The following is a 22,074-nucleotide window of genomic DNA, read 5'->3' as shown; positions in this document are numbered from 1 at the left end:
GAGTGCGCGCGAACACGACCCCAGAAAAATACGACCGTCGTAGACACTACACGGTCGGCGGCGATCATGTCGTGCTGGATCGCCCGGCGTGTCGCACGATTGAGGGAACTTCGCCACCGGCGCCGGGACCGCCGCAGGTTCCGGTGTTTCGCGTGTTTCAAGTTTTTCGCGTGTTGCGTGATGGGCTCCGGAGAAAAGGGGAAGGGCACACGCCGGGCGAATCTTTCGCTCGAAGGTGCACTTCAACCGGTGAATCCGGCGGGGTCAGTTGCTGGGCCCGGACCAGAAGAGCTCGTCCAGGTTCGGGGCCTTCTCGACGGGCCAGGCCCTCGCGGGCCCGCGACAGCGGCAGCACCTGGTCGATCAGCGGCTCCTAGTCGCCGGCCGCGACCCCGGCCAGCAGCGCGCGGAAGTCGTCGTCGGTGAAGCCCTTGGAGCCGATCACCTGGATCTCGAAGCTCCAGATGTAGCGCAGGTCCTCGGTCGGGTCGTAGCCCGCCGTCGCGCCGCAGACCAGGATCTTGCCGCCGAGCTTCACGCAGCGCAGCATCGGCGCCCAGGTGTCCCCGCCGGTGTAGTTGATCACCCGCAGCACCAGGCGCACCGCATCGGGGGCGGCCTGGGCTGGTCAGAGCAATGAAAAACGGCTCCCATCGGATGGCGGGAGCCGTGCACTCGTGGTGTTCGGGGCGTTACTCGAAGCGAGAGGTGTCGCCCGCACCGCGGCGGATGATCTCCGGCTCGGGGCCGGAGAAGTCGATGACGGTGGTGGGCTCGGTGCCGCATTCGCCGGAGTCGATCACAGCGTCCAGGACGTGGTCGAGCTCGTCCTTGATCTGCCAGCCCTGTGTCATCGGCTCCTCCTCGCCGGGCAACAGCAGCGTGCTGGACAGCATCGGCTCGCCGAGCTCGGCCAGCAGCGCCTGCACGACGACGTGGTCCGGGATGCGCACGCCCACGGTCTTCTTCTTCGGGTGCATCAACCGGCGCGGCACTTCCTTGGTGGCGGGCAGGATGAATGTGTAGCTGCCCGGCGTCGACGCCTTGATCGCTCGGAACACCGCGTTGCTGATGATCACGAACTGCCCCAGCTGCGCGAAGTTCTGGCACACCAGGGTGAAGTGGTGGCGGTCGTCGAGGTGCCGGACGGACCGGATCCGGTCTATGCCGTCCTTGTTGCCCAGCTGGGCACCGAGCGCGAAGCACGAGTCCGTCGGGTACGCGATGAGCCCGTTGTCGCGGACGATGTCCACCACCTGGTTGATCGCGCGCCGCTGCGGGTTCTCCGGATGCACGTCGAAGTACTTCGCCATGCACCGAGCTTAGGATCACCCGCGAGCCGGGGACCACCGGCATGGCGGATTCGATCGACCGGCGGGAATGCGACGTCGATGTGGTTCGCCGACCGGCCGCCGATCGCGTCCAGTCCGCCCTGAATCCCCTTGGCCGGCAATGCGCTCGGCCGCCGGAAACCACTTCCGGCGGCCCTCGGGATCAGCCCAGCTCATTGAGTCGCTCGCGGTACTCGTCGGAGCTGATCTCGCCCCGGGCGAAGCGCTCGGACAAGATCTCCTTCGCCCGCTCGACACCGGAGCGGTGCCGGCCGCGAACCGCCAGCCAGATCACCGTGGCGATCAGGGCGACGATCAACAGCAGGAAGAACAACCCGAAGATCCAACCCGGGCCGCCGTGCGCTCCGTGCCAGCCGGGGCCCCACTGCGCCAAGAACTCGGTCAACATCACTACCACCTCCGAAACCGGATCCACTTGCTGCTCAAGCTTCGGTTCGGCGCCCCCGGATGTCGTCGGTCGGCGAGCGGCAATTGGTCTACCGCGCTCGACGTAGTGCGCGTACGCAGGACTACGTGCGCATCACCGCGGCACGACGCCTTCGGTCGGGTGTTGACTGCACTCCGGCCCGACCGCCACCATTGCGCCATACGCAGCACGGTGCGCAATGAGCAACAGTTCCGGGACGCCAGCTGGTTGGGAGTTACCGATGAGGATCCTGCTCGCCGATGCCTTCCCCGCTGCTCACCTGGCCGAGCTGACCGAACTGGGCCACGACTGCGACTACCGGCCGGACGCCACGACCGATCAGCTCGCCGAGCGGCTCACCGGATGCGAGGCACTGGTGGTCCGCAGCACCCGTGTCCCCGCCTCTGCGCTCGACGGCGCCGACGCGCTGCGGCTGGTCATCAGGGCCGGATCCGGCACCAACACGATCGACTGCGAGGCCGCGTCCAGGCTCGGGATCCACGTGTGCAACGTGCCCGGGCGCAACGCCGTCGCGGTGGCCGAGCTCGCCTTCGCCCTGCTGCTCGCGTTGGATCGCAGCATCTGCGACAACGTCGCAGACCTGCGGGCGGGGCGCTGGGACAAGAAGCGGTACTCGCGCGCACGGGGAATCCTCGGCCGCCGGGTCGGCGTCATCGGACTGGGCCAGATCGGGCTGGCGTTCGCCGAACGCGCGGCCGCATTCGGGATGGAGGTGCACGCCGTGGCCAAACCCGGGCGCTCGCAGGAGACCCTGGACCGCGCCAGTTCGATCGGCGTGCACTTCGTCGACGACCTGCACACCCTCGCGCGGACCTGCGACGTCCTTTCGCTGCACGTGCCTGCGACCGACGACACCCGGCACCTGATCGACGCCGGGCTGCTCGCCCAGGTGCGGCCGGGCACGATCATCCTGAACACCTCCCGCGGCGATCTCGTCGACGAGGACGCGCTCATCGAAGCCATGGAGGACAAGGACATCCGCGCCGGTCTCGACGTCTACGCGGACGAGCCCGCGACGAGCACGGGGCACCTCGAGTCCAGGCTCGCCAAGCACCCGAACGTCTACGGCACCCATCACATCGGGGCCTCCACCGAGCAGGCGCAACAGGCAATCGCCGCGGAAGTGGTGCGGATGGTGGAGGCCTTCGCCTCGGGCACGGTGCTGCACTGCGTGAACCTCGACTACGTGCGTTCCCCGCAGCCCGCAACGCATTTCGGCGACGGCTCATGAGCACCACCCGGCAGGGCGCATCGGAGACCACCGGGATCACCGCACGGCCGCCGCGCGTACTGTTGCACGGGAGCACGCTGTCCGAACCGGCGGTCGTGGTGTACCGGTTGGAGACCGATCGGCACCGGCAGACCGGGGTCGTGGTCGAGGTCTCGATCGACGACTACCGGCAGGGCCGGATCCGCCGCCACGAAGCAGCCCAACCGTCCCGCGTGCGGGAACTCGACGAGCAGACCGAGACCACGGGGATCGAGCGGATGCCCGTGATGCTGGTCCACAGAGGACATCTGCACGCCCGGATCGCCGAGATCACCGCCGATGTTCCCACCGCGTGCCTGACCGGCGGCGGCGTCACCCACACCGTCTGGGTCCGGCGCGACGAGACCTGCGCGCGGGCGCTGTGCGATGAGATCGGCCGCATCGGCGACCTCTACATCGCCGACGGCCACCACCGGATGCTGGCCGCAGAACGCTACGCCGCACGGCACGGCCACCTCGGTCCCGACCACCCCAGCGCCTTCACCCTCGCTGCGCTGTTCCCCAGCGACGAGATGCGCATCCTGGGGTACCACCGCTGTTTCGCGCTGACGCCGGGCACGTCCACCCGGGATGTGCTGGATCGCCTCGCCGACCACCCGCTGACCGAGCGGATCGAGGAATCCCCTGCAGCGCAGACGGAATCCGGCGTGGTGGCGGTCGGTCTCGGCGACCGGTGGTACCGGCTGCGGCTGCGCACCGCGGGAGTCCTCGACGCCTTCGCCGTCGAGCAAGACCTCCTGCCGAAGCTGCACGACCTCGTGGACCACCAGATCGAGGCGATGCCGCACTTGCACCACGCCGTGGAAACCTGCTGGTGCAGCAACGAGAACGCGCTCCGGCTGATCCCGCACCCACCGACGGTCGACCAGGTGATGGCGACCTCGGACGCGGGCCGGCCGATGCCGCCGAAGTCCACCTGGTTCGACCCGAAACCCGCCCCGGACCTGTTCCTCCGCCCGCTCACCTGACCAGGCGCGTGCGAAGCGGGTGGTGAACCTGGCGAGACGAGCCGGAACACCCCTACACCTGCGGCGGAAACGGCACTACGATCACGCGTCGGCCGGCGTCGATGGCCACCCCTACGAGTGATCGTGGGCATGAGCTCCGGGACCCCCGCCTCGCCGTCAAAGCGGCGAGTTCGCCTCCGCCGCCGGGACGACGGGCAGAATCCCGGCCGCGGTCTTGGTGATCGCCTCGTGCGCACGGGCGATCGTGGGGTTGTCCCGGCCGCCCGACCGGGTGACGGCGAGGATCCGGCGGGCAGGGGCCGGCTCCCCGTGCAGGCGGATGCGCGCGACCGGCCAATCGCGGTGCAGCCGGGCCAGCCGGGGCACCAGGATGACGCCGAAGCCGTGGGCGACCATGGCAGTGCCGGTGTCCCATTCGTCCGCGTAATGTGCGATGTCCGGGCTGAAGCCCGCCGCCATGCACGCGATGATCACCAGGTGGTGGTAGGTGCTGTCCGGGCGGCCCACGATCCACGACTCGTTCGCGGCGTCGGCCAACGTCACAACCGGGCGAGCCGCCAACGGGTGACCCGCGGGCGTGACCAGGTCGAGCGGGTCGTCGAGCAGCGGCAGCTGGTCGAAGCGCGAGTCCGACAGCGGCGGGGTGTCGGCGGTGACGACCACCAGAGCGAGATCGGCATCGCCGGCGAGCAGCAGGTCGAAGCAGCGGGCAGGCTCGGCTTCGATCAGCCGCACGCGCAGGTTCGGGCAGCTGTCGCGCAGTTCGGCGGCCGCAGGTGGCAGCAGATGCGTTGCAGCGGTGGAGAAACCGCACAGCGTGAACGATCCGCCGGGCTCGTCGGCGACTGCCGCCAGATCGGCTTGGGCGCGCTCCCACTGCGCGAAGAGCAGCGCGGCGTGGTCCAGCAGCGCCCGGGCGGCGGACGTCAGCCGAATCCTGCGACCCTGCGGCACCACCAGCTCCACGCCGAGCTCGGCCGACAGCTGACGGAGCTGGTACGAGACGGCCGAAGGCGTGTAGTGCAGCGCGCGAGCCGCAGCCGTGACGGTGCCGTGCTTGGCGACGAGCTGCAGCACCCGGAGCCGACTGTCAATCATGCAACCAGTTTGCACGATCCTTTGCATGAACGTTTGATTGTCCGCCGGCCGTTCGAGCCCCACGCTTGCGGTGTGCCGGTCTCCGGCAGCGCGTGCTCTTCAACCCGAACGGAATTCGTGAGGAGTAGAAGTGACTGTACTCCCAGACATCGCGGCAACACCGGCGGAACTGATCGATCGCCGGGCCGTCGGGCGCAGCCTGGAAGCGCCTTTCTACACCAGTCCGGAGTTCTTCGACCTCGACGTCGCGGCGATCTTCGCCGAGCACTGGATCTTCGTGGCGACCGAGGCCGAACTCCCCGAACCCGGCGACTACGTCACCATCGCGCTCGGGCCGTACTCGATCGTCGTCGTGCGCGACGACGACGAGAACCTCCGGTCGTTCCACAACATCTGCCGGCACCGCGGCGCACGGATCCTGGAGCAAGAACGCGGATCGGTCGGGAACATCGTCTGCGGATACCACAAGTGGACCTACGGCACCGACGGCACGCTGCTGCACGCGCCGTCCCAGCCGCAGGGCTTCGACCCCAGCTGCTTCGGCCTCAAGCCGGTGCACGTCCGCAGCGTCGCCGGGCTCGTGTTCGTCTGCCTCGCAGAACAGCCGCCTAGCGACTTCCCCGACGTCGCCGCGCGAATCGAGCCCTACCTGCTGCCGCACCAGTTGCGCGGCGCAAAGGTCGCGGCGCAGGTCGACCTCGTCGAGGAGGGCAACTGGAAGCTGGTGATGGAGAACAACCGGGAGTGCTACCACTGCGACGGCCATCCCGAGCTGCTGCGCTCCTTCTTCCCGACCTACGGCTACACCGAGGAGAACCTCCCGCCGCGGCTTCGCCCCGTGCACGAGCGCTACCTGCGGGTGGACGCCGAGCTGCGCCAGACCTGCCAGCGCCTCGGGCTGCCGTACGAGCTGATCGAGGAACTGGACACCCGCGTCACCGGGTTCCGGATCCAGCGCGACGCGCTCAACCTCGCCGGTGAATCCTTCACCGCGGACGGCAAAGCCGCGTGCCGACCGCTGCTCGGCGACTTCCCGACGCCCCGCCTCGGCCACCTGGCGCTGCACCTGCAGCCCAACTCCTGGTTCCACTTCGTCAGCGACCACGCGATCACCTTCGCCGTGCTACCGCTGGCCGCGGACCGGACGCTGCTGCGCACCACCTGGCTGGTGCACCCGGATGCGGAGGCCGGCGTGGACTACGACCCGGACGAGCTCCTCGCGGTCTGGACTGCCACGAACGACCAGGATGCGGAGCTCGTCGCCCGAGCGCAGCGCGGGGTCGGCAGCCCGGCGTACGAGCCCGGGCCATACGCCCCCACCGAGTACCAGGTCGAGGCGTTCTGCAACTGGTACATCACCCGCCTCCGAGCGCACCTGACGCGATGAACGGCGCGCCAGCCTTCCGGTCCCTGGCCGGCCACCGCGACTGGGATGACGCGGCGGATCAGCAGTTGGTCTGCAAGCAGGTCCAGCAGATCACCAGCGACGTCGCAACGTTCGTCCTCGAACCCGCCGAGCCCCGGCTGTTCCGCCACGACCCGGGGCAGCACCTCGTCGTCGCGGTCGAGATCGACGGGCGGGAGATCGAGCGGTGCTACACGATCTCCTCCCCACCGACGCGTCCGCACCTCGTGTCGATCACCGTGAAGCGGGTTCCCGGCGGGCCCGTCTCGAACTGGCTGCACGACCACATGACACCCGGCGCGGTGCTGCGGGCGCGGGGACCGCTCGGCGAGTTCGCGATGGTCCGCCACCCGGCGGACAAGTACCTCTTTCTCTCCGGCGGCAGCGGCGTGACTCCCCTCATGTCGATGACCAGGACGCTGCACGACCTGGCGTCCCCGGTCGACGTGGTTTTCGCGCACAGCGCCCGCACCCCGGATGACATCGTCTTCCGGCAGGAGTTGGCGTTCTTGGCGGCGACCTCGGAGCGGATCCGGGTCAGCCACATCTGCGAGGCAGACGGGCCGACCGAGCGGTGGGACGGGCATCGCGGGCGCCTGACCACCGACGTGCTGCGGCAGATCGCCCCGGACTTCCTCGACCGCGAAGCGTTCGTCTGCGGCCCGGCGGGCTACATGACAGCCGTGCGGCTGATGCTCGCCGAAGCCGGTTTCCCCATGGACCACTACCACCAGGAGAGCTTCACGATCACCCCGCCCGAGCCGGAGCGTGCGGTGCCCGGTGTGGACGAATCCTTCTCGGTGGAGCTCGCCCGCAGCGGGCTGACCATCGAGTGCGCCGCCGGCACGTCCGTGCTCAACGCCGCCGCGCGGTCGGGCATCAGCCTGCCGTCGTCCTGCGGGCAGGGCATGTGCGGCACCTGCAAAGCGACGCTGCTCAAGGGCTCCGTCGACATGCAGCACAACGGGGGCATCCGTCCCCGCGACCGAGCCGAGCAGAAGATCCTCCTCTGCTGCTCCAAACCGTTGGAGGACCTGGTCATCGACGCCTGAGGACCGCCGGTTCCGCGCTGCTCCGGACCGTGAGCACTCCGCCGCACCTTCTCCCGTACTGCCGTCGCGAGCTCGGAAGGTGTTCAGCGGCGGGTTGCGCAAGCAATGCAGGTCGTCGCCGCAGGTAGCGCCTCCAAGCGCTCCGGCGCGATAGGCTTCCCGCAGCGCTGGCAGCTGCCGTAGGTGCCCTTGTCCAACCGCGCGGTGGCCCGCTCCAGCTCGTCGAGCTCCCGCCGGACGTCCGCGAGCAGGCCCTGCACCTGGGCCCGCTCGTACGCGAGGGTCGCACCCTCGGGGTCGTGCTCGTCATCGGTGCCGGTCCACGTCGACACCTCGCCGATGGACTCCAGGTGGCGTTCCAAGGCCTCGATGCGCGCCATCGCACCGGCGCGCTCCTCGGCCAGCAATTCCCTCGCCGTCCGCGGTTCGAGCGGGGACGGCGCGTCCTGCGGCACCCGCTTGCTCATAACGAGGTGAACGCCGCCACTCGGTCGGCTATTCCGCCGGTTCACGCGTTTCCCGGGGCTCGATTACCGCGTCCGCCGACCGCAGGATCCGCACGTCGGCGTCGTCGTCCGTGCTGCTGGCGGCTGCAGCAACGAAGCGATCATCGCATCCGGCCTGTCATGCGACCGGCTGAGGTCATGCGCTGTACCGGTTGATCATCAACGCCCGCACGGGTGGCGGCAACATTGTCCCGGACACCGGCACGGCCGTTCTCCCCGCGTTACCCGTCGGCGACGTTCCGGTACGTCGACGGGGCCGGCAAGCTCGCGACGAATCGCGAATTCGGCACCAGACCCGCGACGCGGACCGCGGCCTCCATGGTGTCCACATCGGTCAGCCGCGGCAGTGCGGCCACGCGCAGACCTGCGGCACGCAGCGTGGCCAAGGTTCGCACACCTGTGTCGGAACGAGACGTGGGAACCCCGCGCAGGAGTTGCGCATCGGCGGCCGACCGGAATCCCGCCACCCACCAGCCGCCATCTTCGGCCGGGCCGAGCGCCGCGTCCGCGCTGTCGAGCGCTTCGGACGCCGCGGCGAGCAGCTCGGGTGTCACCTGCGGTGTGTCCATCCCGATCTGCACGATCGAAAAGCCGGGATGCGCGGCGGCGGTGTCGGCGTGCGCGGCGGCCAACCGCGCGGGGAAACGATCGCCACGTTGACCGAGCACCGTCCATCCGCGCAGCGCGTTGCGCAGCTCAGCCGAGCAGGTGGCCTCCGCCAGATCCCCGGCCAGGGCGACTACTGGCCGGACGCCGGGAGTGCGCCGCACAGCGTCCACTGTGTCCAACAGGCTCGCGGCGGCTATGCGGGCCGCTTCGGCATGCGTCGCAGGCGGGCACAACCGGGTCTTGACCAGGCCCGGCACGGGAGCCTTCGCCACCACGAGGAGCGCGGTCGGGGTCACCAGAGCGCCCCGGCCATGTCGCGGACCGCGCGGACCGTGCCAAGCACCGAGCCGGATACCTTCGACCGGGTTCCCGACGCGCGGGGCCGGTACACGACGTCCAGTTCCCGCACTCGCCAGTCCGCCTCCCCCGCCTTGCACAGCAGTTCGAGCGGGTAGCCGAACGCGCGGTCGGCTACCGCCAGCCGCAGCAGGTCGGTTCGCCTGGCGGCACGAATCGGGGCGATGTCGTGGACCGGCAAGCCCCGACGCCGCAGCAACCCGGCGATCACCGCGTTGCCCACCCTCGCATGCCACGGCCAGGCCTCGGCCGACACCGGAACCCGCCGCCCGACCGCCAGTTCCGCATTCCCCTGACGCACCAGAGCGACCAGCGACGGCAGCACACCCGGGTCCAACGAGCCGTCGCAGTCCAGGAAGCAGACGAATTCCGCGGTCGCCGCCATCAACCCGGCGTGCACGGCGGAGCCGTAACCGCGCCGGGGCTCCCGAACCACGACCGCACCGTGCGCCGCCGCGACCTCTGCGGAGCTATCGGTGGAACCGTTGTCCACCACCAGCGGCCGGAAGCCGGGCGGCATAGCAGCAAGCACTCCGGGCAGCGCGGCCGCTTCGTCCAAGCACGGCAGCACGACGTCCACATCGTCCACGGCAACCAGTGAAACCCAGAGCGGACGACTCGGAAACTCAAGCCAGGCTTAAGGAATCATTACGTCCGAGAAGTTCTTACGATGTTCTGACGGACCGCACCGCCGAGTTGGCCGACAGGCCCGGCGGGATTACCTTCGCAGGGGTGCGGCTCCTCCCCCAGCGCCCCGGAATCCAGTCGGCGCGCGCCGATCTGATCGCGTTCGTCGTCGCAGTCGCCGGCACCGCGGCAGCCGCGGTCGCCGGTGCCCTGCTCAACGATGCGGGCTTTCCGCTGCACGCAGACGCGGCACCGCTGTTCGGGTTCTGGCTACCCCGCATCGGTCCTGGCACACCTCTCGCGGTGGCCACCGCGGGCGTCGCCATCGCTTGGGGACCGCCGCTGGCCGCGCGCCTGCCCTGGAGGAGTCTGCTGGCGGCCGGATACCTCGCCGCGTTGTGCTGGACGTTCTCGCTGGCGCTGATCGACGGCTGGCAGGACGGCATCGCCGGACGACTCACCGACTGGACCGAGTACCTGCACGACGTCCCGCGAGTCACCGACATCGGTGCGATGCTCGGTTCCTTCACCGAACACATCCTGGCCGGACGGCCTGATTCCTGGACGGTGCACGTCTCCGGACACCCGCCGGGAGTCCTGCTGTGCTACGTGTGGCTGGACCGGATCGGCCTCGGCGGCGGCGCGTGGGCCGCGGTCGTGACAGTGCTGGTCGGCACGCTCGCGGTGGTCGCGGTACCGGTCACCGTGCGGGCCCTGGCCGGGGCGACCGCGGCGCGGGCCGTCGTGCCGTTCGCGGTCCTGTTCCCGGGCGCGGTGTGGGCCGGGGTTTCCGCCGACTGGATGTTCGCCGGCATCGTGGCCACCGGAGTGGCGCTGCTGGCCGTCGCGTCCGTCCGGACCGGTCCGGATGCCTGGGCGACTGCGGTGTTCGCCGGTGTCCTGCTCGGATTCGGGCTGTTCGTGAACTACGGCCTGGTGCTGATGTTCCCGCTCGTGTGCGTGGTGCTGCTGAGAACTCGTGGGATTCGTGCGGTACTCCTCGCGTCGGTGGGCACCGCTGGTGTCGTCGCCGCGTTCGCGCTCCACGGGTTCTGGTGGCTCGATGGCTATCACCTGGTCATCCAGCGCTACCAGCAGGGAGATTTCGCTCAGCGACCGTACGGTTACTGGGTAGGCGGTAACCTCGCCGCGCTGCTGATTTCGGCTGGCCCGCTGGCGGCAGTGGCCGTCCGGCGCGCCATCCTGGACCGGGGCGCGGCGGCGTGGCTGGTGTTGGCCGCCGCGGTGGCGGTCCTGGCTGCCGACGTCTCGGGGCTGAGCAAGGCCGAAGTGGAGCGGATCTGGCTGCCGTTCGCGGTGTGGTTCGCTGTCGGGGCCGCGCTCCTGCCCGCCCGGCACCACCGCTGGTGGCTGGCCGGGCAGGCGCTGACCGCGCTGGCTGTGAACCACCTGATCGCGACGAATTGGTGAGCGGATGGAGCACGAGGCCGAGGCGGGACGAGGCGGGCGCCGGGCTCGGCCTGGCGATCGCACGAGGTCTGGTGCAGGCGCACCACGGCACGATCGCCGCCCGCAACGACGGGCCTGGCTGCCGCTTCGAGGTCCGGCTACCGCTCGCCCCCGCCGACCGCGGCGGAATGGCGTAGCGGGGCGTTCGCGAAAGCCTCCACGCCCTCGGCGAAATCGACCGACGCCCGGAACCCCAGTACCCGCGCCGCCTTCGCTGGATCGGCGACAATGTGGCGCACGTCGTTGGGCCGCGCACCGCCCACGACGCGCGGTGCCGGCCCGCCGCAGGCCCGCGCGAGCTCGACCGCGAGTTCGCCGATCGTGTGCGGCCGGCCGGAGCAGATGTTGAGCGCGTCCGGACCGCCTGTCGGCGGCTCGGTTTCCACCGCCGCCACGTTGGCCGCGGCGACGTCGGCGACGTGCACAAAGTCCCGCCGCTGGCGGCCGTCTTCCAGCACGACCGGAGCTTCGCCGTCGTGCAGGGCCGAGCGGAACAGCGATGCGACGCCCGCGTACGGCGTTCCGCTGGGCATCCACGGCCCGTAGACGTTGTGGTAGCGCAGGGCCCACACGCCGCCACCGGTCTGCCGGGCCCATGCCGCCGCGAGGTGTTCCTGGGCGAGCTTGGTCGCGGCGTAGGTGCTGCGCGGGTCGAGCGCCGCGTCCTCCGGCACCAGTTCGGGCGCCAGCGGCGTACCGCAGGCAGTGCATCGCGGCTCGAACTGCCCGGCGGCGATGTCGTCCGCGCGTCGCGGAGCGGGCCGGACCAGCGCGTGCCGCGGGCAGCGGTAGCGCCCCTCCCCGTAGACGACCATCGAAGAAGCCAGCACCAGGCGACGCACCCCTGCATCGTGCATCGCGGCGAGCAGCACCGCGGTGCCGAAATCGTTGTGCGAGGCGTAGTCGGGCATGTCGGACGGGTCGACGCCGTGGCCGACCATCGCGGCCTGGTGGCACACGACATCCACCCCATCGAGCAGCCCGCGCACCACGTCGAACTCCCGCACGTCGCCGCGCACCATCCGGTGGCGCGACCGGGGCTCGATCCCGTGCGCCTGAGGCAGGAACGCGTCGAGCAGCACGACTTCGTGCCCGCGGTCGGCTGCTGCGTCGGCGACGGCCGATCCGATGAACCCGGCCCCGCCGGTTACCAGAATTCGCACGCCCCGAAGGTAAGTGCGATCGGCGCCGACCGGCTCGCCGAGCGCCTCGACGTCATTGTTCCGTCAGATCTTGCCGTTGTCTTACGAAGCCTTTCGGCCGGTCGCAAATGCGGGGCGGGCGGCGTCGAATGGGAAGCATGACCTCGGTACCGATTCCCCGGCTGCGCGCCGCCGTGGCCGGCCTGCTCGCCACGGGCGCCGCGCTTGGCGCGGGACACCTCGCGGCAGGCCTGGCCGGCGGCCCGTCACCGTTCGTGGCGGTGGGCGGCGCGCTCATCGACCTGACACCCGACCCGGTGAAGGAACTCGCGATCTCGCTGTTCGGCACCGCCGACAAGCTGGCGCTGCAGACCGGGATGGTGCTCGTGATCGCGCTGCTGGCAGCGGTCGCCGGGCTGCTGTCCCGGCGGCGCTGGTGGCCGGGGGCGATCGTGATCGGCCTGTTCGGGCTCATCGGAGTGGCCGCCGCGATGTCCCGCCCCAGCGACGGCGTGGCGGCAGCGCTGACGTCATTGGTGGTCGGGGTCGTCGTGTTCTGGTTGCTGCACCACACCGCGGAGATGGCCGGTGAAGCCCCGGCCGAGGTGGACGCGGGCCGTCGGCGGTTCCTGATCACCTCGTCGCTGGTGGTGCTCGCCGCGGGCGCGGCCGGAATCGTCGGCGGGTTCCTGCAACGGGGCGCGGGCGTGATCTCCTCGCAGCTCGCGGCAGCCGCCCGCATCCCGAAGGTCTCAGTGCCGCCCATCCCGCCCGGCGCCGACTTCGTCGCCTCCGGCACACCAACGTTCCTGACCTCGAACCGGGACTTCTACCGGATCGACACCGCGCTGGTAGTGCCGCAGGTCCGCGCCGAGGACTGGCGGCTCCGGCTGCACGGCCTGGTGCGACGGGCACTGGTGCTGAGCTACGACGAACTGCTGCAGCGCCGGGTCGAAGCCCGCACGATCACGATCACCTGCGTGTCCAACGAGGTCGGCGGGGGACTGATCTCCACGGCCACGTTCGTCGGCGTGCCGGTGCGTGATCTCCTGCTGGAGGCCGGGGTTCGGCCAGGAGCGCAGCAGCTGTTCACCACCAGCGTCGACGGCTACACCGCAGGCACGCCGCTGGACGTCCTGCTCGAACCGGACCGGGGCGCGCTGCTCGCCGTCAACATGAACGGCGAACCGCTGCCCACCGAGCACGGTTTTCCGGTCCGCATGGTCGTTCCCGGGCTGTACGGCTACGTGTCGGCGACCAAGTGGCTGGTCGACGCCGAGGTCACCACCTTCGACCGGCAGCACTACTGGGAGCGGCGGGGCTGGGCCCGGCAAGCGCCGATCAAGACCGAGTCCCGCATCGACCGCCCGAGGGCAGGGTCGGTGGTGCCCGCCGGGCCGGTCACGGTGGCCGGCATCGCCTGGGCCCAGCACACCGGCATCGACCGGGTCGAGGCCCGCGCCGACGGCGGCCGGTGGCAGCCCGCCGAACTCGCCACCGACGTGAGCCGGGACACCTGGCGGATGTGGCGCGCCACCCTGGACCTCCCGCCCGGTGGTCACGTCGTGGAATGCCGCGCCACCGACCGGACCGGCAGGACGCAGACGCCGGAGCGCCGCCCGGTCGTCCCGGACGGCGCAACCGGCTGGCACGCCGTGGAGTTCACCTGCACCAGTTGACCTGCTGCCCCAGGAGCTCCCGGGGCAGCGCTGAGCTGGCGGACGCCAAGCGCCTCATCACCGACTGAGCCGCGGCTCACCGCCGTAGTTCGACGCTGGTTCAGCAGCACATCGCATCCGCCCGGTGGCCGTTGATCAGGTCGGCAGTGGCCAGGTCACAGCTGCCGACCACGTTCCGTTGCCGCCTGGTCGCGACGGTGCCGGTGCGCTGTGGCCTCGATTGTCGACACGTCTTCCGCGCCGTTTTTCGGGTTCCGCGCTCGATGAGCCGATTTCACCCCGTCGCCGGGTTCTTCTCATGTCCTGGCGGTTGGCCGGAAAGATTGCATGAACCGAATTTCGGCGCGGGATCCGCTCATTCTCGGTAATCTACTGCTGGTTTGTCTCGTGCTGATCCTGACCGTCTTGGCACTTTTCCTGAAGGTCGACCTCTCGGTTTATCGAGGACAGGCGGGCGGCGGTTGTGTTGGTGTCCGAAATTCGATACGCGCGCGTGCGCGGGCCGATCTGGTTGATCACGTCTCGATGTCACTCTGCGGTGGAAGTCAGTCATTCCGCTGGCAGATATTGGCCGTCGTCGATTCGTGTCAACCTTTTACCGTTCCGGGAACGTCCGGAACGAACGCCTTTGCAGCATATTTGGCGGAAATGTTGCCCTTCAACGGGGAAAGGGAGTGCAGTCATGCCCAGCATTCGCATCGGGGCAGGGTCGACGCAGCCAGGATCCGGTTGGCAGGAACACGGAAACGGTGTCACGCTGCTCGTCGACACCACCAGCGCGAAATTCACGGAAACGCCCACTTACACGATCTCGTTGAGCGGCCCCGGCGGGAACATGTGGATCGCCGGCGGCGGCGCCGCTTCGGTCTACTCGCCGACCGCAACCAGTTTCAAGGTCTACATCCTGCGGTCGGACGGTCAGAAGCTCAGCGTTTCCGACGTAATCAACAACTGGCAGTGGTACATCAACTGGATTGGTGTCCAGGAGTGAAATAAGGACTTCCCTCCCCGGGGAGCACTAACACGCACCGAACCAAGCCCGGCGACCGACATGCGCTTCCTCGGCGGCGGACGGCGAAACTCCGTCACGACTCCGACCACGATGTCAGCACTCGCTAGGTATCGGCGAGGCGAAGTCCACGACACCGTCATCGGGGGCTCGTATGCTGCCGGAGTTGTGACCGCTTCTCGCCGGACCAATGTCGTGATCGCCCTCGCCACCGCCGTGATCGCGCTACTGCCGCAGGCGGCGCAGGCGGCACCCGGCCACGACCTCGACGTCCTCGACTTCAACATTCACACCGGGATCGGGACCGACGGACGGCTCGACCTGGCGCGCACCGCGGACGTGATCACCCGCAACGGGGCGGACGTGGTCGGCCTGCAGGAGGTCGACGTGCACTGGTCGGCGCGCAGCGGCTACGCCGACCAGGCCGAGCAGCTGGCCCGGCTGACCGGGATGCACGCGTTCTTCGCGCCGATCTACGACCTGGACCCGGAGCCCGGGCACACCGAGCGCCGCCGGTACGGCGTCGCGGTGCTCAGCCGGTTCCCCATCATCCGCACCGAGAACCACTGGATCACCCGGCTTTCCACGGTGGACCCCGCTCCGGTGCCGAAACCGATGCCGGGCTTCGCCGAGACAGTCCTCGCCACCCCAGGGGGCCCGACGCACGTCTACGCGACCCACCTCGACTACCGGCCCGACCCGGCTGTCCGGCGGACCCAGGCCGACGAGACGATCCGCGTCCTGGACCAGGACCCGCCCGGCTCCCGGCAGCTCCTGCTCGGCGACTTCAACGCCGACCCCGGCGCCCCGGAGCTGGCACCGCTGCTGGCCCGCATGCGGGACGGCTGGGCCGCCACGAACGGACCGGACGGCGGCCTGACCTACCCCGCATCGGCGCCGCAGAACCGGATCGACTATGTGACCTTCGCCGGGCAGTTGCGCGCAACCCGCGCCGAAGTACCCGACACGCGAGCGTCGGACCACCGACCCGTGGTCGTGACCATCACGAGATAGGTCTTTCCGCCCTGTCCGACCGGCCGCACCGCTGGAACACTCGGCGAACGCCGATGACGTCGGGAGGGGGTTTGGGGGACATGCCCGACGTGCGTGTAGAGCTCAACAACCGGGAACGCGCCACCTTGCGGGCGGTCGCCGCAGGCCGCGTTCAAGTCACCTACAGCTGCGAGCCGGACCTGTACATCGATGGCATGGCGTTCTGCGACCAGCAGACCGCCCACTGGCTCGTGCACCAAGGTCTCGTACGCCCGGCCGTGCCCGGCGAGCCAGGAGACGTGGTGGCCGCCGAGCTCACTGAACCGGGGGCCGAACAACTCGACTGACCGCAAGCCGTCACCGCGCGACGGCCGGTGGCCCCGCGTGAGCGCGTGGAGCAGTTCGACGGTGCACTTGGCCACTCGGCCGCCGGGTGGTCGGCATGCTGACCAGAAGGCCGCGCTGCGCAACGTCGACGGCATGATCGCGATCTGGCTCGGCTGCCTCGTCGCCTGGTGGCTCAGAACGACCCATTGGGCGGGGGCTCACGGGTCGACCAGGACCTTCATCTTCCGGCCGGCGCGCAGCGCCGCGAAGCCCTCCTCGACGACCTGGTCGATCGGGACGTGGGTGACCCATCCGGTGGTGTCGTAGTGGCCGCGGGCCATCAGGTCGATCACCGCACGGTAGTCGTCGGAGGTGTAGCACAGCGAGCCCTGCACCATGGCCTCGCGCATGACGAGTTCAAGCAGGTTCGTGGTCAGCGGATGCTCGTAGATCGCCACCGCGATCAGCCGCTTGCGGGCACCCAGGCAGGAAAGGCCAGCAGCGACACTACTTTCCACGCCCGCAGCGTCGAACGCAGCGTCGACACCCCGCCCTCCGGTGCGCTGCAGGACGTGCCGCACCGGGTCGGTCGCGGTCGGATCGATCACGTCGGTGGCGCCCAACGTGGAGATTGCGTCGCGGCGCACCGGCGATGGTTCGACGATGGTGATGTCCTCGACGCCCAGCCCGCGCAGGGCGAACCAGGCACCGATGCCGATCGGCCCCGCGCCGAAGACCACGGCGGTGTCCCCGTCGCGCGCCTCGCTGAGGCGCACCGCGTGGTAGGCCACCGACATCGGCTCGACCAGCGCGCCGAGCTCCGGGCTGATCGACTCCGGGAGCCGGTGCGCCATAGATGCGGGCACCACGGTGTACTCGGCCATGCCACCGGAGGCCATCAGCCCGTGGAAGCCGATCTGCTGGCAGATGTTGTAGTGCCCGCTGCGGCACGGCGGGCACTCGCCGCAGCGGTACACCGGCTCGATCGCCACGTGGTCACCGACGGAGATGTCCTGGACGCCCTCCCCCACCTCCACGACCGTCCCGGCGAACTCGTGCCCCAACGTCAGCGGCAGCTGCTGCCCGGTCAGCGGATGCGGTTCGGTCGGCACGAAGATCGGCCCAGCGTAGTACTCGTGCAGGTCGCTTCCGCAGATCCCGTTGTGCTCGACTTTCACCTTGACCTGCCCGTACGAGCACGAGGGCTCCGCCACGTCCTGCACTACGACGTCCTCGCGGCCTCGGTATACAGCTGCACGCATGTCTCCTCCAGAAGGCTCCGTTGCCGCCCCTCCAGAAGGCTCCGTGGCCTCTCCTCCAGCACACTCCCTCCGCGCTGCCCGGGCAACCGTTGCAAGACGTTCGGGTCACCGCCGACGAGGCTCGCCTGGTCGGCTGCAGTGCTACGAGGGCGTCGACCGGGCCCGCCGGGTGTTCCGGCTCACCCCCAGGTCAGCGGGTCGAGGTGCAGGTAGAACCGTCTCCGGTCCTCGTCGAGCTCGATCCCGTACCGCCGGGCGAAGGCCTCGTCCGCGACACGGGCTTCGGCTTCGCCCGGCCAGGTTTCCCGGGCGTTGGCGAGCAGCAGCGAGATGTCGGCGTACGGGTCGGCCGTGCCGAGCCGGCCGAGGTCGATGAAGCCCGCGACGTCCAGTGTGCCCGGGTCGAGGATGATGTTGGGCAGGCACAGGTCTCCGTGGCAAACGACGGATTCCGCAGCCTCCTGCTCGAGGCGCTGCTCCAGCTGCGGGGCCAAGCGTGAGAGCAGCAGCACGGGCTCCGTCCCCTGCTGCTCCACCGGCAGGAAGCCGGGACTGACCGCGCCGCGCGCGACGACGTCCTGCGCGGTCGCGAACATCTGCGCCAGATCCCGCGAGAACTGGCAGGTTTCGGCGGGCAGGTCGTGCAGCCGCCGCACGGCCTCCGAGATCGATTCCCATGCCCGGGCGAGAGTCACGGCGGGAACCGCATCCGCGGACACGCCTGCCACCACCCTGGTCACGAGGCATGCGCCCGCGTCATCGGCGTGCCAGTCGAGGACGGTGGGGCCCGGGATGCCGTTGGCGCACAGCCATTCGGCCCGGTCGCGCTCCTGCTGCAGCTCCGCCACCTGATCGATCGCGACGCACTTGGCGAAGCACGAGCCGTCCGAAGACCGGAAGGTGCTGGCGCCCGACTCCCCGCCCAGGACCGGCTGCCACTCGCGGTCGGCCCGGTTGGCGAGGAGGACAGCGGGAGTCGGAACCGGCGAACCAGACATATGCCCGACTGTATCGGCACCCGGCAGCGCCTCATCGCCGCCTCCTCGACACCGTTGTACCGAAGCCCCGGAGCGGCCCGACGCAGTCACCGGGATCCGCGATGTCTGCCACCACGAACTCCGCTGTTACAGCGGCCGGGCCTCAGAAGTCGACGGCGGTGTGGTCGTCGATGCGAGCCACCGATTCCTGGGCGAAGCGCTTCTTGTACTCCTTGCGGATCTGCTCGATCTTCGGGTCGTTGACGTCGTGCTCACCGGCCGGGTAGAGCAGGGTCAGTTCGAAGGAGCGTTCCCGCTCGATCACGCCGTGCGAGTCCCGGTACTGCCCATACCCGTCCTGCACCGTCAGCCCGGCCGGGAACTGCGGCGTGACGACCTCGTCGACGAACACGTGGAACTGCTCGTCGGACACCGGCTCCCCTCCACCGGGCATGGCGGTGCCGAAGAGCAGGCTGGTCTCCAGGTACGCCGCGCCGACCGCCCGCTCGGCCGGCGTCTCCTCGGCGAGGGCGCCGTAGGCCACGGGGCCACCCACTCCGATGAGCCCAGCAGCCAGCACCGCGGCGGTCAGGCGAACAGGCGACTTGATCATCCGGGTCTCTCCATCCACAGTGGATACACGTGTCCGCAGGAGAATATCGACCCGGATGCATCCACGCACCGCGACTACTCGACCCCCGCCAGGAAGGTTTCGATGCTGGTGGCGAGGGCGATCGGGGTTTCGTCGATCGCGTAGTGGCCCGCGTTGCGCAACACCTCTATCTCGCAGCTCGGATACCACTGCTCGAATGTCGCGCGCATCCTCGACTCGCCGAGCGCCGGATCGTGCTCGCCGACGATGACCTTGACCGGCAGTTCGCTGCCCTGGATCTCGCCGTGGAAGTCGGACTTGCCCCACGCCACCAGGTAGTCGCCGAAGGCCTGCGGATCGGAGGTGTCCAGCGAGTGGCGCACCACCGCGTCCAGCCACACCCCGGTCAGCCGGTTGCCGGTCGTGAAGTCGACGATGGCCCGGCGGTTCCCGGCTTCGGTGACCGCACCGGAGAACAGCGCCCAGCCGTCTTCGTCCAACTCCCCGCCGCTGGCCGGCACCGGCGAAACCCCCACCAGGGCCCGAACCCGTTCAGGTGCATCCGCCAGGACGCGCTGCATCACCGCACCGCCCATCGAGTGGCCGACCAGCGAGAATCGGTCGAAGCCGAATTCGTCGGCGAGCGCGAGCACGTCCCCGGCGGCCTCTTCCAGGGTATGCGAACCAGGTTCGGCGATCCTCGAGCCGTATCCGCGGTAATCCGGGAAGACGTACCGGAAACGAGCGCCGTCCAGGTACGGCTGCAACGGCCGCCAAGCAGCCCCGGAGCCGAACCAACCGTGCAAAGCGATGACCGGGTGATCCCCGTGACCGACTTCTTCGAGCCCAGCAGGCACTTCCCACCTCCAACACCGATGTTCCCCAGCAATAACCAGCATGGCGCACCGGTCAACCTCGGGTGGGCGGATCCGAGCTGGGAAAACAGCGTATCCCGTCCACGTAAGTCGCAGAACGGCCAGGCTCACCCCATCCGCGGTCCTGCCGAACGACACGGCCGCACTCCCCGACGTCTACGCGAAAACGCTATTCAACATCTCCAGCGAGCTGCCGCCAACGATGCTGGAGGCCACGGCTGTCGCCGGCTACGAGGTCAAGGCCGGTGCACGGGGCTTCGTCTACAACGCCGAAGCCCACATGGTGGTCGAGTTCCTCGACATCGGAACCCGGGCCGTGACCCCGACCGGGCTCAAGGAGCTCACCGACGGTCGCGAGTCGTAGGTTGCGGGCAGGCATGGGCCTGCGGCTCCACGCTTCGGCGCAGACCGTGCCGAAGCGTGGCCGGATCGCAGCGGAGAACGAAGACAGCGTGTCGTGCGAGATGGGAAGTGGCCGTTTCGCGGTGGCCGACGGCGCGTCGACCTCGGCACGCCCTGAGCTTGTTGTTTAACCAGGTAGCACCGTGGTGGGGCCCCGGTTGATCATAGATGAAGCCCTTGGTTGATCATTCCTCTTGCGACAGATGGAAGATCACAACCAAGGGCTTCGATGATGAGTGTGCACGACACCGGCCAAGCTGATGCGCTCGGGGAGCTGTCCGGGTTCCGCCAACGGTTCTACGAGTGTCTGACCGGGCGGGCGGATGCGTTGTTCGAGCTGACCGACGCGGTGTTATGCAGCGATGGACCGGTCACCAGCCTGGCCGAGCTGTCCCTGGCCGCGGAGCACCGGCGCGGGCATGGCGCCGGCTACGACGCGATCAACCACGGCCGCGTCGAGGTCGACCGGTTACGCACCACCTTGGCCAGGCTGCCATTACCGCGTGCCGCTGACGGGCGGATCACCCTGGCCGTGGACGTCTCGCCCTGGCTGCGCCCGGACGCCGCGTGCAGCCCCGAGCGGCTGTTCTGCCATGTCTATGGCCGCTCCCGTAGCGCCTCGCAGCTCATCCCGGGCTGGCCCTACTCCTTTGTCGCCGCGCTGGAGACGGGGCGTACCTCGTGGACGGCGATCCTGGATGCGGTGCGGCTGGGGCCCGCCGACGATGCCACCGCGGTCACCGCCGCTCAGCTACGTGAGGTCGTGGGCCGGATCATGGACGCCGGACACTGGCGGCCCGGCGATCCGCGCATCCTGATCGTGACCGACGCCGGCTACGACGTGACCCGGTTGGCCTTCGTCCTCGCCGATCTGCCCGTGGAGCTGGTGGGCAGAATCCGCTCCGACCGCGTCCTGCTGCGGCCCGCACCGCCCCGACCGCCGGGTACCGTCGGGCGGCCACGCAAGCACGGCGGCGTGTTCACCCTCGCCGAGGAGAACAGCTGGCATGCCCCCGACCACACCACCGGCACCGACACCACCCGCTATGGACACGCCCAGGCACGGGCCTGGGACCGGCTGCACCCCCGCCTGACCCACCGCGGTGCCTGGCTGGACCATGAGGGCGAGCTACCCCTCGTCGAGGGCACCCTGATCCGCTTACAGGTCGACCACCTGCCCGGAGACCGGGACCCCAAACCGGTGTGGCTGTGGTCCTCGGTCACCGGCGCCAGCGCCGAGTTGGTTGATCTGCTCTGGCAGGCATTCCTCCGCCGATTCGACCTCGAGCACACCTTCCGACTGCTCAAGCAGACCCTCGGGTGGACCCGCCCGAAACTGCGGGCACCCGGCTCGGCCGATCGCTGGACCTGGCTCATCGTGGTCGCCCACACGCAACTACGCCTCGCCCGCCCCATCGCTGAAGACCTTCGACGGCCCTGGGAAAGACCGGTCACCGAGGCCCGTCGGCTGACGCCCGCCCGCGTCCGGCGGGGGTTTCGCAACCTCCACGCGAAGACCGGTTCCCCGGCAGCCGCACCGAAACCCTCCCGACCCGGTCCCGGACGCCCAACCGGCTCCCGCAACACCCACCGCGCCACCCGTCACGACGTCGGCAAGACCATCAAACGCGACCTCACCCTCGAACAGCACCAAAACCGCAAAGGTTAAACAACA

At 69.5% G+C, this 22,074-nt stretch carries 24 protein-coding genes; 12 read left to right on the top strand and 12 right to left on the bottom strand.

Going from position 1 to position 22,074, the window contains the following annotated elements:
• Positions 1-373: 373 nt before the first annotated feature.
• From FDZ84_RS30020 to FDZ84_RS39560, 3 genes are all read right to left on the bottom strand, one after another.
• Positions 374-595, bottom strand: coding sequence for a hypothetical protein (locus FDZ84_RS30020; protein WP_246868535.1), 222 nt, complete (start codon positions 593-595; stop codon positions 374-376).
• A 97-nt stretch (positions 596-692) separates the two neighbouring features.
• A complete protein-coding gene (locus tag FDZ84_RS30015; protein ID WP_168588609.1) occupies positions 693-1,313 on the bottom strand; it encodes an L-threonylcarbamoyladenylate synthase in 621 nt (206 codons plus the stop codon).
• A 181-nt stretch (positions 1,314-1,494) separates the two neighbouring features.
• Complete coding sequence (locus tag FDZ84_RS39560; protein ID WP_246868534.1) at positions 1,495-1,740, bottom strand: SHOCT domain-containing protein; 246 nt, start codon at positions 1,738-1,740, stop codon at positions 1,495-1,497.
• Between the two features lie 259 nt (positions 1,741-1,999).
• Here FDZ84_RS39560 and FDZ84_RS30005 point away from each other — a divergent pair, with 259 nt between their 5' ends.
• Together FDZ84_RS30005 and FDZ84_RS30000 are read left to right on the top strand one after the other, a co-directional pair.
• On the top strand, positions 2,000-3,010 hold the full coding sequence (locus tag FDZ84_RS30005) for an NAD(P)-dependent oxidoreductase (protein WP_168588608.1): 1,011 nt from the start codon (positions 2,000-2,002) through the stop codon (positions 3,008-3,010).
• On the top strand, positions 3,007-4,017 hold the full coding sequence (locus FDZ84_RS30000) for a DUF1015 family protein (RefSeq protein WP_168588607.1): 1,011 nt from the start codon (positions 3,007-3,009) through the stop codon (positions 4,015-4,017). Before FDZ84_RS30005 ends, FDZ84_RS30000 begins: the two co-directional genes overlap by 4 nt.
• Before the next feature lie 156 nt (positions 4,018-4,173).
• Here the strand turns inward: FDZ84_RS30000 and FDZ84_RS29995 are convergent, their stop codons facing one another.
• A complete protein-coding gene (locus FDZ84_RS29995; protein ID WP_168588606.1) occupies positions 4,174-5,115 on the bottom strand; it encodes a LysR family transcriptional regulator in 942 nt (313 codons plus the stop codon).
• A 130-nt stretch (positions 5,116-5,245) separates the two neighbouring features.
• Between FDZ84_RS29995 and FDZ84_RS29990 the strand changes: the two genes are divergently transcribed.
• Complete coding sequence (locus FDZ84_RS29990) at positions 5,246-6,502, top strand: aromatic ring-hydroxylating dioxygenase subunit alpha (protein WP_210435208.1); 1,257 nt, start codon at positions 5,246-5,248, stop codon at positions 6,500-6,502.
• On the top strand, positions 6,499-7,572 hold the full coding sequence (locus tag FDZ84_RS29985) for a hybrid-cluster NAD(P)-dependent oxidoreductase (RefSeq protein ID WP_168588605.1): 1,074 nt from the start codon (positions 6,499-6,501) through the stop codon (positions 7,570-7,572). Before FDZ84_RS29990 ends, FDZ84_RS29985 begins: the two co-directional genes overlap by 4 nt.
• Positions 7,573-7,655: 83 nt before the next feature.
• Here FDZ84_RS29985 and FDZ84_RS29980 read toward each other — a convergent pair whose 3' ends face one another.
• The 3 genes from FDZ84_RS29980 to FDZ84_RS29970 all read right to left on the bottom strand — a co-directional run bounded on the left by FDZ84_RS29980 (position 7,656) and on the right by FDZ84_RS29970 (position 9,624).
• Complete coding sequence (locus FDZ84_RS29980) at positions 7,656-8,039, bottom strand: TraR/DksA C4-type zinc finger protein (protein WP_168588604.1); 384 nt, start codon at positions 8,037-8,039, stop codon at positions 7,656-7,658.
• A gap of 260 nt (positions 8,040-8,299) precedes the next feature.
• Complete coding sequence (locus FDZ84_RS29975) at positions 8,300-8,986, bottom strand: DUF2064 domain-containing protein (RefSeq protein WP_371812926.1); 687 nt, start codon at positions 8,984-8,986, stop codon at positions 8,300-8,302.
• Positions 8,980-9,624: a glycosyltransferase family 2 protein gene (locus tag FDZ84_RS29970; protein ID WP_168590446.1), complete on the bottom strand. Its 645-nt coding sequence runs from the start codon at positions 9,622-9,624 to the stop codon at positions 8,980-8,982. The genes FDZ84_RS29975 and FDZ84_RS29970 overlap by 7 nt, the downstream gene beginning before the upstream one ends.
• A gap of 152 nt (positions 9,625-9,776) precedes the next feature.
• On the opposite strand from FDZ84_RS29970, the gene FDZ84_RS29965 reads away from it, so the two are divergent.
• A complete protein-coding gene (locus tag FDZ84_RS29965) occupies positions 9,777-11,102 on the top strand; it encodes a hypothetical protein (protein ID WP_210435207.1) in 1,326 nt (441 codons plus the stop codon).
• Positions 10,991-11,278, top strand: coding sequence for an ATP-binding protein (locus tag FDZ84_RS41150; protein ID WP_371812705.1), 288 nt, complete (start codon positions 10,991-10,993; stop codon positions 11,276-11,278). The genes FDZ84_RS29965 and FDZ84_RS41150 overlap by 112 nt, the downstream gene beginning before the upstream one ends.
• Here the strand turns inward: FDZ84_RS41150 and FDZ84_RS29955 are convergent.
• The gene (locus tag FDZ84_RS29955; RefSeq protein WP_168588602.1) at positions 11,240-12,304 is read right to left on the bottom strand and encodes an NAD(P)-dependent oxidoreductase; all 1,065 of its coding nucleotides are present in this window, start codon (positions 12,302-12,304) and stop codon (positions 11,240-11,242) included. The genes FDZ84_RS41150 and FDZ84_RS29955 overlap by 39 nt on opposite strands.
• A gap of 137 nt (positions 12,305-12,441) precedes the next feature.
• On the opposite strand from FDZ84_RS29955, the gene FDZ84_RS29950 reads away from it, so the two are divergent.
• The 4 genes from FDZ84_RS29950 (at position 12,442) to FDZ84_RS29935 (ending at position 16,311) form a co-directional block, all read left to right on the top strand.
• Positions 12,442-13,962, top strand: coding sequence for a molybdopterin-dependent oxidoreductase (locus tag FDZ84_RS29950; protein ID WP_168588601.1), 1,521 nt, complete (start codon positions 12,442-12,444; stop codon positions 13,960-13,962).
• 682 nt (positions 13,963-14,644) lie between these two features.
• Complete coding sequence (locus tag FDZ84_RS29945; RefSeq protein ID WP_168588600.1) at positions 14,645-14,953, top strand: hypothetical protein; 309 nt, start codon at positions 14,645-14,647, stop codon at positions 14,951-14,953.
• 186 nt (positions 14,954-15,139) lie between these two features.
• A complete protein-coding gene (locus tag FDZ84_RS29940; protein WP_246868533.1) occupies positions 15,140-15,985 on the top strand; it encodes an endonuclease/exonuclease/phosphatase family protein in 846 nt (281 codons plus the stop codon).
• Positions 15,986-16,065: 80 nt separating this feature from the next.
• On the top strand, positions 16,066-16,311 hold the full coding sequence (locus FDZ84_RS29935; protein WP_168588598.1) for a hypothetical protein: 246 nt from the start codon (positions 16,066-16,068) through the stop codon (positions 16,309-16,311).
• Between the two features lie 198 nt (positions 16,312-16,509).
• Here FDZ84_RS29935 and FDZ84_RS29930 read toward each other — a convergent pair whose 3' ends face one another.
• The 4 genes from FDZ84_RS29930 to FDZ84_RS29915 all read right to left on the bottom strand — a co-directional run bounded on the left by FDZ84_RS29930 (position 16,510) and on the right by FDZ84_RS29915 (position 20,021).
• Positions 16,510-17,553 carry a 2,3-butanediol dehydrogenase gene (locus tag FDZ84_RS29930; RefSeq protein ID WP_168588597.1) on the bottom strand — a complete coding sequence of 348 codons (1,044 nt, stop codon included), beginning with the start codon at positions 17,551-17,553 and terminating at the stop codon, positions 16,510-16,512.
• Between the two features lie 179 nt (positions 17,554-17,732).
• The gene (locus tag FDZ84_RS29925) at positions 17,733-18,551 is read right to left on the bottom strand and encodes an APH(3'') family aminoglycoside O-phosphotransferase (protein WP_168588596.1); all 819 of its coding nucleotides are present in this window, start codon (positions 18,549-18,551) and stop codon (positions 17,733-17,735) included.
• A gap of 142 nt (positions 18,552-18,693) precedes the next feature.
• Positions 18,694-19,143 (bottom strand): DUF3574 domain-containing protein, encoded by a 450-nt coding sequence (locus tag FDZ84_RS29920; RefSeq protein ID WP_168588595.1) that lies wholly within the window; start codon positions 19,141-19,143, stop codon positions 18,694-18,696.
• A 74-nt stretch (positions 19,144-19,217) separates the two neighbouring features.
• Positions 19,218-20,021 carry an alpha/beta fold hydrolase gene (locus FDZ84_RS29915; protein WP_371812704.1) on the bottom strand — a complete coding sequence of 268 codons (804 nt, stop codon included), beginning with the start codon at positions 20,019-20,021 and terminating at the stop codon, positions 19,218-19,220.
• A 178-nt stretch (positions 20,022-20,199) separates the two neighbouring features.
• Here FDZ84_RS29915 and FDZ84_RS29910 point away from each other — a divergent pair, with 178 nt between their 5' ends.
• Together FDZ84_RS29910 and FDZ84_RS29905 are read left to right on the top strand one after the other, a co-directional pair.
• Positions 20,200-20,361: a hypothetical protein gene (locus tag FDZ84_RS29910; RefSeq protein ID WP_168588593.1), complete on the top strand. Its 162-nt coding sequence runs from the start codon at positions 20,200-20,202 to the stop codon at positions 20,359-20,361.
• 276 nt (positions 20,362-20,637) lie between these two features.
• The gene (locus FDZ84_RS29905; protein ID WP_210435628.1) at positions 20,638-22,068 is read left to right on the top strand and encodes an NF041680 family putative transposase; all 1,431 of its coding nucleotides are present in this window, start codon (positions 20,638-20,640) and stop codon (positions 22,066-22,068) included.
• Positions 22,069-22,074: the final 6 nt, after the last annotated feature.

The organism is Saccharopolyspora sp. ASAGF58 (assembly GCF_012277335.1).
GTDB classification, from domain to species: domain Bacteria; phylum Actinomycetota; class Actinomycetes; order Mycobacteriales; family Pseudonocardiaceae; genus Saccharopolyspora; species Saccharopolyspora hattusasensis.
This window is presented reverse-complemented; position numbering and strand designations above follow the sequence as displayed.